Annotated in this window: 9 protein-coding genes; 6 read left to right on the forward strand and 3 right to left on the reverse strand. The window is 68.5% G+C overall.

The features are described from left to right. Positions 1-452: 452 nt before the first annotated feature. Complete coding sequence (locus AC5P9I_RS21010) at positions 453-1,232, reverse strand: sulfite exporter TauE/SafE family protein (RefSeq protein WP_049470705.1); 780 nt, start codon at positions 1,230-1,232, stop codon at positions 453-455. A gap of 105 nt (positions 1,233-1,337) precedes the next feature. Here AC5P9I_RS21010 and AC5P9I_RS21015 point away from each other — a divergent pair, with 105 nt between their 5' ends. After that, positions 1,338-1,730 (forward strand): YchJ family protein, encoded by a 393-nt coding sequence (locus AC5P9I_RS21015; RefSeq protein ID WP_049470708.1) that lies wholly within the window; start codon positions 1,338-1,340, stop codon positions 1,728-1,730. Positions 1,731-1,733: 3 nt separating this feature from the next. Here the strand turns inward: AC5P9I_RS21015 and AC5P9I_RS21020 are convergent, their stop codons facing one another. Then, positions 1,734-3,014, reverse strand: coding sequence for a GGDEF domain-containing protein (locus AC5P9I_RS21020; protein ID WP_130768319.1), 1,281 nt, complete (start codon positions 3,012-3,014; stop codon positions 1,734-1,736). A 143-nt stretch (positions 3,015-3,157) separates the two neighbouring features. Here AC5P9I_RS21020 and egtB point away from each other — a divergent pair, with 143 nt between their 5' ends. The 5 genes from egtB (at position 3,158) to AC5P9I_RS21045 (ending at position 9,094) form a co-directional block, all read left to right on the forward strand. Beyond that, positions 3,158-4,429 carry an ergothioneine biosynthesis protein EgtB gene (gene egtB / locus AC5P9I_RS21025; protein WP_064239545.1) on the forward strand — a complete coding sequence of 424 codons (1,272 nt, stop codon included), beginning with the start codon at positions 3,158-3,160 and terminating at the stop codon, positions 4,427-4,429. Further along, entirely contained in the window at positions 4,426-5,400 is a 975-nt protein-coding gene (gene egtD, locus AC5P9I_RS21030; RefSeq protein WP_130768318.1) for an L-histidine N(alpha)-methyltransferase, read from the forward strand. Before egtB ends, egtD begins: the two co-directional genes overlap by 4 nt. Positions 5,401-5,481: 81 nt before the next feature. Then, a complete protein-coding gene (locus AC5P9I_RS21035; RefSeq protein WP_231353144.1) occupies positions 5,482-7,668 on the forward strand; it encodes a lytic murein transglycosylase in 2,187 nt (728 codons plus the stop codon). 26 nt (positions 7,669-7,694) lie between these two features. Further along, entirely contained in the window at positions 7,695-8,477 is a 783-nt protein-coding gene (locus tag AC5P9I_RS21040) for a GYF domain-containing protein (RefSeq protein WP_057495296.1), read from the forward strand. 71 nt (positions 8,478-8,548) lie between these two features. Next, positions 8,549-9,094: a DUF2628 domain-containing protein gene (locus tag AC5P9I_RS21045; protein ID WP_130768317.1), complete on the forward strand. Its 546-nt coding sequence runs from the start codon at positions 8,549-8,551 to the stop codon at positions 9,092-9,094. Between the two features lie 9 nt (positions 9,095-9,103). Here the strand turns inward: AC5P9I_RS21045 and AC5P9I_RS21050 are convergent, their stop codons facing one another. Then, complete coding sequence (locus AC5P9I_RS21050; protein WP_130768316.1) at positions 9,104-10,291, reverse strand: benzoate/H(+) symporter BenE family transporter; 1,188 nt, start codon at positions 10,289-10,291, stop codon at positions 9,104-9,106. Positions 10,292-10,902 lie beyond the last annotated feature (611 nt).

Below are 10,902 nucleotides of genomic sequence, written 5' to 3' on the forward strand. Positions count from 1 at the left end.
GCTCATGACCCGATCAAATGGGGAATGCCGGCCAGCGGCCGGCACTACCCATGGGCGGGGTTCATGACCCGATCGAAGGGGGAATGCCGGCCAGCGGCCGGCACTACCCACGGGCGGGGTTCATGACCCGATCGAATGGGAATGCCGGCCAGCGGCCGGCACTACCCATGGGCGGGGTTCATGGCCCGATCAAATGGGGAATGCCGGCCAGCGGCCGGCACTACCGATGGGCGGGGTTCATGACCCGATCGAATGGGAACGCCGGCCAGCGGCCAGCACTACCCATCGGCAGGGTTCATGACCGGATCTAATGGGAATGCCGGCCAGCGGTCGGCGCCACCCATGGGCGGGGTTCATGACCCGATCGAATGGGAAATGCCGGCCAGCGGCCGGCACTACCCATGGGCGGGGTTCATGACCCGGTAGTGCCGGCCGCTGGCCGGCAACCGCATTCACGCACCGCGGAACGTATCCCACGCCATCCGCGCGATCAGCACCACCACCAGCCCCACGAACAGCTTGCGGATGAACGGCGTACCGCCCTTCAGCGCCAGGCGCGTGCCCACCACCGAACCGATGATGTTGGCTGCGGCCATCGGCAGCGCGAACAGCCACAGGATGTTGCCGGTCGGCACGAAGAACGAGATCGCTGCCACGTTCGTCGCCAGGTTCACCACCTTCGACGCCGCCGAGGCGCGCAGGAAATCCAGGCCGAAGAAGCGCACGAACAGGAAGATCAGGAAGCTGCCGGTGCCCGGCCCGAAGAAGCCGTCATAGAAGCCGATCGCCGCACCGATCGCCAGCGCGATCACCAGTTCGCGGCGGCCGATCTCCTGTGGCCGGTGCAGCGCACCGAAGTCCTTCTTCCACAGCGTATAGGCCAGCATCGCGACCAGCAGCACCAGCACCAGCGGGCGCACCGCGTCCTTGGGCAGCAGGCTTACCGCGGTAGCACCGGCAAAGGAGAAGACGAAGGCCGTGCCGGCTGCGAACAGCACCGGCTTCCACGGGAAGCGCACGTTGCGCGCATAACGCCAGGCGGCCGCACCCGTGCCGAACATCGAACTGAATTTGTTGGTACCGAACAGCATCGCCGGCGTCTGCTGCGGCAGCACCGTGAACAGGCCCGGCAGCTGCACCAGGCCACCGCCACCGACGGCGGCATCCACAAGACCGGCGATGAAGGCGATCACCACCAGCCACCACAATTCGGGGGGAACCAGGTCCAGCACGGCGATCCATCAGGTGGGGGGGCGCGACAGCATACGCCTGTCCCGCTCCAGGCGGCGCCCGCCGCGCGCGTGGATCAATGCCTGCAACCCGGCGACAATGCCGCCATGAGCCGAAAATCCGCCGATCCCTGCCCCTGCGGCCTGCCCGCCGACTACGCTGCCTGCTGCGGCCGTTTCCATGCCGGTGACGTCGCGCCCGATGCCGAGCACCTGATGCGTTCGCGCTACAGCGCCTATGTGCGGGGCCTGGCCGGCTACCTGCGCCAGACCTGGCACCCGGACACGCGTCCGGCCGAGCTGACGCTGGACGATGCGCCAGGGCAGCGCACGCATTGGCTGGGCCTGACCGTGCACGAGCACACGGTCACCGGCGCCGACCGTGCCGAGGTCCGCTTCACCGCGCGCTACCGGGTGGGCGGCGGCAGCGCAGTGAAAATGACCGAGCACAGCCGCTTCCAACGCATCGACGGCCGCTGGTACTACCTCGACGCGGTCTGAATCCTACCCGCCACGCACGGCCAGGCCGCGCTGTCCGCGGTGTGTCCGCACCTGGTTGCGGCCCCCGTCCTTGGCCACATACAGGGCCTGGTCGGCCGCCTTGACCACCGCCATCGGCCGGCGATCCACGTCACTGTCGGCCAGCCCGATGCTCACCGTTACCTGCACCACCTGGCCGTTGCCGCCGCGTCCGCGCTGCTGCCGGCCGGTTTCATCGTCACGGCTGCGGGTGCTGCGGTCGCGCAGCTGCATGCGGGTGTCTTCGATGCGCTGCCGCAGCGCTTCCACGGCATCGACACAGGCCTCCGCCGGGCGGTCCAGGAACACGACGGCGAACTCCTCGCCGCCGTAGCGGAACGCACGGCCTCCGTCACCGACCCGGGCCAGCCGCGACGCCACCAGGCGCAGCACATCGTCACCGGTATCGTGGCCGTGGGTGTCGTTGAACGATTTGAAGTGGTCCACGTCCACCATCGCGATGCTGTAGGTACCGCGCGCCCGCTGCAGGGTCTCGTTGAACGCCCGTCGCCCCGGCAGGCCGGTCAACTCATCGCGGAAGGCCATGTGGAAGGATTCCTGCAGCATCGCGCCGAGCATCAGCAGCAACGCGGCGCTGCTCAGTGCAGGCAGCAGCACCGGCTGCAGGAAGACCCGCGGCAGCATCCACCACAGGCACAGCAGGGCCAGCAGCATGGCCGTGTGCAGCGGCCGTGGATGCCGCCAGGCCTGCCAGCCCAGCGCTGCGGTCGCCAGCAGGAACAACAGTGCCGGCAGCTGTGCCAGCGCGTTCCAGTCGGCGGGAATCCAGTGCCAGTGACGGTTCGACAACAGATCGTGCATGCCCTGCGGCTGCTGTGCCGCCAGCAGCAGGAAGACCAGCAGCGCCGCACCCCACACCACGCTGCGCAGCAGCAGGTCCTGGCGGCGGCGTCCACGTTCCGGCCACAGCGCCAGCCCGGCGAACAGCAGCGGCAGCCACGCCGAGATCGCGTGGAAGCGCAGCGGAGTCAGGGCGTCCACATGGCCACTGTGCAGGTAACCCGCAACGTCGCGGTGGAGCAGGGCGAACGCCACCGCCGCCACCAGCAGCAGGCACAGCGTGCGCATCTGGTGGTAGAGCAGGGCCAGGCCCGCGCCGAGGCAGGCCATCAGCCAGGGCAGGATGCGCTGCGCCGGGCTGGCCACATCCTCGGTGCCCAGTGCCATCCACAGCACCAGAACGACCAGCACGGCGGGCAGCACGAACAGGTAATGCGCAGGCTGGCGGAGCGGATGCAGGGGCACGCGGGAAGTCCAGTGCGGTGACGATGCGGCCGCAACATTGCCGTTAGCGGCGTCCCTGCGTGCTTCTTGAATACGTCACCGTGTGAACGGTGCGGTGCGCGGCCATGACGTCGCACTCACCGCACTGCGCCGATGCTGTATGCATGGACAGCGTACCCGTCGCCGTCGCTGCCCCGCAGCGTGATCTCGCCCGCCACTTTGCCCGGGTGCGGGCGCGCAGCCTGCAACTGGCCGCCCCGCTCAGCGCCGAGGACGCCATGCTGCAGAGCATGCCCGACGCCAGCCCCAGCAAATGGCATCTGGCCCACACCACCTGGTTCTTCGAACGCTTCGTGCTGGCCGGTTTCGCCACTGCGGCGGCGCATGATCCGGCCTGGGATTACCTGTTCAACAGTTACTACAAGAGCCTCGGCCCGGCGCATGCCAGGCCACAGCGCGGGTTGCTGTCGCGGCCCTCGCTGCAGCAGGTGCAGGATTACCGGCAACAGGTCGACGCCCAGGTGCAGGCGCGGTTGGCCGCCGGTGACCTGGATGAGCGGGCGCTGCAGCACCTTCAGCTGGGCCTGCAGCACGAGCAGCAGCACCAGGAGTTGTTGCTGACCGACATCAAGCACGCATTCTGGTGCAATCCGCTGCAGCCGGCCTACCGCGATGACCTGCGGCCCGTCGCCAGCGTCGCCACGGCGCAGGGCTGGATCGAATCGCCCGAACGCATCGTCACCGTCGGCGCCCCGGCATGGCCGCAGCACGCCGACTTCGCCTACGACAACGAATCGCCCCCTCACCGCGTGCTGCTGCCGGCGCATGCACTGGCCGAGCGCCCGGTCAGCAATGCCGAGTACCGCGCGTTCATCGAGGCTGGCGGCTACCGCGAGCCGCGCTGGTGGCTCAGCGAAGGCTGGGCGCTGCGCGAGGCAGAAGACTGGCAGCATCCCCTGTACTGGGACGCGACCCTGCAGCGTGAGTACACCCTTGGCGGTTGGCGCGAGCTGGATCCCCATGCGCCGGTCTGCCATCTCAGTTACTACGAGGCCGACGCCTGCGCCCGCTGGGCCGGTGCGCGCCTGCCCAGCGAGTTCGAGTGGGAAGCCGCCGCCGCGTCGCAGCCGCTGCATGGCCATTTCGCCGATGACGACCACCTGCACCCGCGGGCGGGGCAGGGCAGTGGGCTGCGGCAGCTGTTTGGCGATGTCTGGGAGTGGACCGCCAGCGCGTATGGCGCCTACCCGCGGTTCCGCCCCTTCGCCGGCAACCTCGGCGAGTACAACGGCAAGTTCATGTGTGGCCAGTGGGTACTGCGCGGCGGCAGCTGCGCCACGCCCCGCGACCACGTGCGCGCCAGTTACCGCAACTTCTTCATGCCGCCGGCGCGCTGGCAGTTCTCGGGCCTGCGCCTGGCCAGGGACCTGGCATGAGCACGGTGCAGGACGCGCTGCAGGCGCTGACCGACCTCACGCCCAGCCGGCAGCAGATCCTGGCCGATGTGCTCGCCGGCCTGTCAGGCCCGTCGCGGCAGCTGCCATCCAAGTACTTCTATGATGCGCGCGGCTCGCGCCTGTTCGAGCAGATCACCCAGACCCGCGAGTACTACCCCACGCGCACCGAGCTGGCGCTGCTGGATCGGGTGTTGCCGGACGTCGCGCGCGTGGTCGGCCCGCGCCTGCACGTGGTGGAACTGGGCAGCGGCAGTGGCCGCAAGACCGCTCTGCTGCTGGCCGCACTGCCGGACCCGGTGGCGTACACCCCGATCGAGATCTCGCGTGCCGCGCTGCTGTCCAGCATCGACCACCTGGCGCCGGCGCTGCCTGAGGTCGAGATGCTGCCGGTCTGTGCCGACTTCACCCGCCCTGTCGCCGTTCCCGCACCGGAACGTGCGCCGGCGCGCCGTCTGTTGTTCTTTCCCGGCTCCACGCTGGGCAACTTCGTCGAAGAAGAGGCGATCGCGCTGCTGCGCGCGATGCGCCAGACCATGGGCGCTGACGGCCTCGCCCTGGTGGGCATCGACCTGCACAAGGACCCGGCAGTGATCGAAGCGGCCTACAACGATGCGCAGGGTGTCACTGCGGCCTTCACCCTCAACCTGCTGGACCGGCTCAACCGCGAGATCGGCAGCGACTTCGATCTCGACGGCTTCCGCCACCGCGCGCGCTACAGCACCGCGCGGCTGCGCATCGAAACCGATCTGGTCAGCCGCTGGCCACAGGACGTCCATCTGGATGGCCACACGTTCCACTTCGCTGCCGATGAGCCGATCCGCGTGGAGTACAGCCACAAGTACACCGACGACAGCTTCGAGGCGCTGCTGCTGCAGGCCGGCCTGCAGGTCTCGCAGCGCTGGGACGCCGAAAGCCCCGCCTACGGCCTGCGCCTGCTGCGCGCGGTCTAGGGCGGAGCGGCCGCGCCCGCTTCAGGTTCGCCGGCGGCGCTGCCTCTAAGATGGCCGTGCAACGGCAACACGGAGGACGCCATGCCCATCCTGACCACGCTCGGCCTGGTGGCCGCGCTCGCCTCGGCACCGACGCCGCCTGCGGCACCTGCTGCCGATGGTGATCCCGCTTTCAGTCGCTGCCTGGCGGGTATCCAGGCCAGCGCCGCAGCCCAGGGCATCAGCGTCGACCGATTCAACGGAATTACCGCCGGCCTCACCGCGGACCCCAGCGTGCTCGGCCTGCTCGATGCGCAGCCGGAATTCACCACACCGATCTGGGACTACCTGGCCGCGCTGGTCGATCGCCAGCGCGTCGAGGATGGACGCCTCCAGCTGCGGCAGCACCGCGATCTGCTCGATCGGGTATCGGCGCAGTACGGTGTCGATCCCGCCACCATCGTCGCCGTCTGGGGCGTAGAGAGCGACTATGGCCGCGTGTTCGGCAAGCGCCCGTTGCTGCAGTCGCTGGCCACGCTGTCCTGTGCCGGCCGCCGCCAGGCCTTTTTCCGCGGCGAGCTGCTGGCGCTGCTTACACTGATCGACCGTGGCGACCTGCAGGCGCAAGGGCTCACCGGGTCGTGGGCCGGCGCCTTCGGGCATACGCAGTTCATGCCCAGCACCTATGCACGCATCGCCGTGGACGGTGATGGCGATGGACGCCGCGACCTGGTCGGCAGCATTCCCGACGCCCTGGCCTCCACCGCCAACTACCTCAAGCGTGCAGGGTGGCGCAGTGGCGAGCCGTGGGGCATGGAAGTTCGCGTTCCGGCCGGGTTCAATGCCCGCCAGGCGGGCCGCACCCAGCGCCGTGCGCTGGCCGACTGGCGCGCGCAGGGGGTGACCGCGCTGGACGGCAGTGCCCTGGCCCCGGCCAACCTGCCCGCCGATGCACGTGCCGCCCTGTTGCTGCCCGCTGGCAACAAGGGGCCGGCGTTGCTGGTGTTCCGCAACTACGATGCGATCTACAGCTACAACGCCGCCGAAAGCTATGCGCTGGCGATCGCCACGCTGGCCGACCAGCTGCGCGGTGGCGCCGGGCTGGCCACGGCCTGGCCGACCGATGATCCCGGCATCGGCCGCGACGAGCGCCGTCAGCTGCAGACGCTGCTGCTGGCCCGCGGCCACGACATCGGTGCCGCCGACGGCATGATCGGTAACGCCACGCGACGCGCGATCCAGGCCGAGCAGCAGCGCCTGGGCTGGGCCAATACCGATGGGCGGGCCGGACAGCGTATCCTGCGTGCACTGCAGGACGCGCCGGCTACCGCGCCGGTGCCTACCCGTTTCACGCTTCCCAGCAACTACAGCGCCGCGCAGTCGCCGGCCATCAGGAGTCGATCCAACGTGCAGCAGATCCAGGGCCTGCGCAGCGGGCAGTACCAGGGGCTCGATGCCTGGCTGGTGGACACCGCCGACGCCAGCGCGGCCATCAGCGTCTTTGGAGGCCAACTGCTTTCCTTCGTGCCCAAGGGCCAGCCGGACCTGATGTGGCTGTCTCCCCGGCGCGCCGAACTGCCCACGCCGATCCGCGGAGGCAGCCCGGTCTGCTGGCCGTACTTCGGCCGTCAGGGCCAGGGCAACGACGTGCCCGCGCACGGGTTCGTGCGCACCTTGCCCTGGGAGCTGCAGCAGGCCCGTCGCCTGGACGACGGAAGCATCGAGCTGACCCTGGCGCCACCGGTCCTGCAGCGCCTGGACCTGCGCCTGCGCATGATCGTCCGCGTGGGTCGCCAGCTCACCCAGCAGCTGATCACCGAGAACACCGGCAGTACCCCTGTCAGCATCACCCAGGCGCTGCACAACTATTTCCGCGTGGGTGACGCCAGCGCGGTGGACGTGGATGGCGTGGACGGGCTGGAATATCTGGACAAGTTCGAGAACTATGCGCAGCCGCGCCGGCAGCGGGGGCCCTGGTCGTTGCGCGACCCGCGCGACCCCGGCCGCAGCGACCGCATCTACACGCAGGCCAACGGCCACTATGTCCTGCGCGATCCGGTGCTGAAGCGCCGCATCGACATCCGTACCGAGGGAAGCCGCTCGCTGGTTGCGTGGAACCCGGGGGCCGAGGCCGCAGCGAAGATGGCGGACGTCGGTGCAGGCTGGCGCGACTATGTGTGCCTGGAAGCGGCCAACGCGGGGCCCGACGTGGTGACGCTGCCGCCCGGCGGCAGGCACGTGCTGTCGCAGACGCTGTCCGCAGCGCCCTGGACGCCAGTCAACAAATAACGGATCAACGCGACAGGGACGTTTTCATGCAGGACGCGCAGTGGTGGTACGCCAACAGCAGGCAGAGCGAGGGACCGGTGGATCTGGCCGGGCTGCGCCGCCTGCAGCAGGACGGGACCGTAAACGCCCGCACACTGCTGTGGCGCGAGGGGATGGCATCGTGGCGGCCGCTGGCCGAACTGGATCCGTCGTTAGCGCCGGATCGCCCGTCCCCGCCGCCGGTTGAACCGGTGCACGCCGATGCCGGCAGCGTCGCTGCGGTCATCGATCCGTCCGACCCCTACCGTGCGCCCGCTGCTGCGCCGGCAATTGTGGCGGCACCTGCGGCAGCGCCAGCGCTGGAAGGTGACATCGCCCTGTACGCCGCCGTGGTCGGCGGCAACTTTCCGATCTATCGCCAGCGCTGGCGGCTGGACCAGGGCGTTGCCGGAGGCAGTGGCACCTGGCACTGGCCGGCCTTCCTGATCGGCGTCATCTGGATGGTGTACCGGCGGATGTACACGCTGGCGGCGATCTGGGCCGGCATGCTGGTGTTCTTCAGCATCGCCGAGGCGCTGCTCGGCGTACCGGAAGGCGTCTCGATGGTCATCACCCTCGTGATCAACACCCTCGCTGCGGTGTATGCCAACCGGTGGTACCTGGCGCATTGCCAGCGTGAGATCGCCCGTGCGCGCGCGCTGGCGGGAAACGACCAGGCGCGCCTGCGCAGCGAGCTGGCCGCGCGGGGTGATACCAACGCACCAGGGGCGGCCATGGTCGCCATCGTGGTCGTTGCGATGATGCTGGTGGGCCAGGCGATGGCGGGCTGACGCCTGCGCGGCTTCAGATCTGCCCGCACCTGCCGCTACCGCAGGTTCGTCCCGGGCAAGGAATCGCCGACATGATGCATCTGGATACCCCGCCGGTTGCCCCGGCCGATGACAATCCCTATCTGGCGCCTGCGGCAGAGGTGGACGGCACGACGGCTCCGTCCGATGCGGACCATCTGAACCTCCTGGTGGGGCCCAACGCGGCGCTCTACCGGCAGCGCTGGCACCTGGACAGCCCGGTGCCGAAGCCGCCGCGGCCGTGGCACTGGCCCGCGTTCCTGGTGCCGATGTACTGGCTGCTGCACCGGAAGATGTACCTGGCGGCCATCCTCTTCGAGCTGGCCATGTTCGGCATCGCGTTGCTGGCGGCCCGCGCCAGCCCGCTGCTCACGGTGGTGTTGCTGGCGGTGCCCCGCTTTGCCATCGCGGTGACCGCCAATGCGCTGTACCTGCGCTATTGCACGCGGCTGCTGGGCAAAGTGAAGGCTGCCCATGCCGGGCAGCACAACCGCATCCGCACTGAGCTGCAGCGGCGCGGTGGCACCAGTGTGTGGGCGGTAGTGATCGGCATGGCGTTCGTCGCGGTGATCAACAGCGTCGCCCGCCTGGCGGCCTGATCGGGTGGATCAGGCCGGTGTCCGCGCGCGCAGCACCAGCAGGCACAGCGCACCGGCCACCAGGCCCCAGAACGCCGAACCGATGCCCGCCAGCGAGACGCCCGAGGCGGTGGTCAGGAAGGTGACCAGTGCCGCCTCGCGATCGCGCTCCACCGCCAGGGCGCTGGCCAGGCTGTTGCCGATGGTGCCGAACAGCGCGATGCCGGCCACGCACGCCACCAGCTCCCTGGGGAAGGCCGCAAACAGCGCCGCCACCGTGGCGCCGAACAGCCCGACGACAATGTAAAAGGCACCGGCCGCCATCGCCGCTGTATAGCGGCGTGCCGGATCCTCGTGCGCATCGCGGCCCATGCAGATGGCGGCGGTGATCGCCGCCAGGTTCAGTGCATACGCACCGAACGGCGCCAGCAGCGTATTGACCACGCCGATCCAGCCGATCAACGGCGACACCGGGGCGTCGTAGCCGGACGCGCGCATCACCGCCACGCCGGGAATGTTCTGCGAGGCCATGGTGACCACGAACAGGGGCAGGGCAATGCCGGCCACGGCCGTCCACGACAGTGAAGGCGTCACCCACTGTGGCACTGCCAGTTGCAGGTGTACCTGCTGGGCATGCAGCAGGCTGCGGCTGGCGGCGACCGCAATGCCGACCAGCAGCGTGGCGATCACCGCATAGCGCGGAAACAGCCGGCGTCCGGCCAGCCACGTGGCGAACATGGCCAGTGCCAGGATCCATTGCGTGTTCATGGCCACGAATACGTCCAGGCCGAAGCGCAGCAGCACACCGGCCAGCATGCCTGCGGCCAGCGCCATCGGTACCCGCTGCATCAATCGGGCGAAGATGCCGGAGAAGCCCGCCAGCGTGCCCAGCAAGGCAGCGAGCAGGAACGCGCCGGTCGCCTCAGACAGCGAGGCACCGCCTGCACCCACCACCAGCATGGCGGCGCCCGGGGTCGACCACGCGGTCACCACTGGCACGCGATAGCGCAACGACAGGCCGATGCAGGTCACGCCCATGCCCAGCCCCAACGCCCACATACAGGAGGCGATCTGTGCCTGGTCGGCGCCAACGGCCTGTGCCGCCTGGAACACGATCACGGCTGAGCTGGCAAAGCCGACCAGCACCGTGATGAAGCCAGCAACGATTGCCGGCATCGAAAGATCGCGCCACCACGCGCGCTGCAACTGCATGCTCATTGCTCTCTCCACTTCGCATCCCTGCATTGATAGCGGTTGCGGCGTTGCCCGCGCAACGCGCGGGCAACGCCGCAGTGATCTTCGAGCGTACGTCATGGGCGGTGGGATGGTGATTCCGTCATCACCCTGCAAGAAAAGCCTTGACGAAATCCGCAGGATCTCTAGAATTCGCCCCCTTGCTGCAACGCATCGCTTCCCCGGAAACGACACGCGCTCAGCAACGCCATCGCCGACGGACGAGTTGATCGAACGAAGGTGTTGACGGACTCGAAAAGTCCGGCATAATAGGCGGCTCGCTACGACGAAAGGCCTTCGGGTCCAACGACGAAGCAGTATCGGCAACAACGTCCACCCCGGTGAGACGACCTTGAAAAAAGGTGTTGACGAAGCGGAAAAGCCGGCTATAATGGGCGGCTCGCTACGAAGGAAACTTCGCAGCACACGGGAACGGCGCTGAGGCCACTTCCCTCGATCTTTGAAAGTATGCGCAGGTATCTTGTGAAGGCGCCTGCAGGAAGGATGATTGTCCATCTTGCAGACGTTTGATCAAGCAACTATTAATTGTTTTAAAGCAAGCGATACGTTGCCAGAATCAATCATCTGCAGCTTTA

It is taken from the genome of Stenotrophomonas sp. YJH_SMC_29 (genome assembly GCF_059371235.1).

Bases quoted from the DNA above. Each gene is read 5' to 3' on its own strand.
- AC5P9I_RS21015 (WP_049470708.1), top strand. From the start codon at position 1,338: ATGAGCCGAAAATCCGCCGATCCCTGCCCCTGCGGCCTGCCCGCCGAC.
- egtB (WP_064239545.1), top strand. From the start codon at position 3,158: ATGGACAGCGTACCCGTCGCCGTCGCTGCCCCGCAGCGTGATCTCGCC.
- egtD (WP_130768318.1), top strand. From the start codon at position 4,426: ATGAGCACGGTGCAGGACGCGCTGCAGGCGCTGACCGACCTCACGCCC.
- AC5P9I_RS21035 (WP_231353144.1), top strand. From the start codon at position 5,482: ATGCCCATCCTGACCACGCTCGGCCTGGTGGCCGCGCTCGCCTCGGCA.
- AC5P9I_RS21040 (WP_057495296.1), top strand. From the start codon at position 7,695: ATGCAGGACGCGCAGTGGTGGTACGCCAACAGCAGGCAGAGCGAGGGA.
- AC5P9I_RS21045 (WP_130768317.1), top strand. From the start codon at position 8,549: ATGATGCATCTGGATACCCCGCCGGTTGCCCCGGCCGATGACAATCCC.
- AC5P9I_RS21050 (WP_130768316.1), bottom strand. From the start codon at position 10,291: ATGAGCATGCAGTTGCAGCGCGCGTGGTGGCGCGATCTTTCGATGCCG.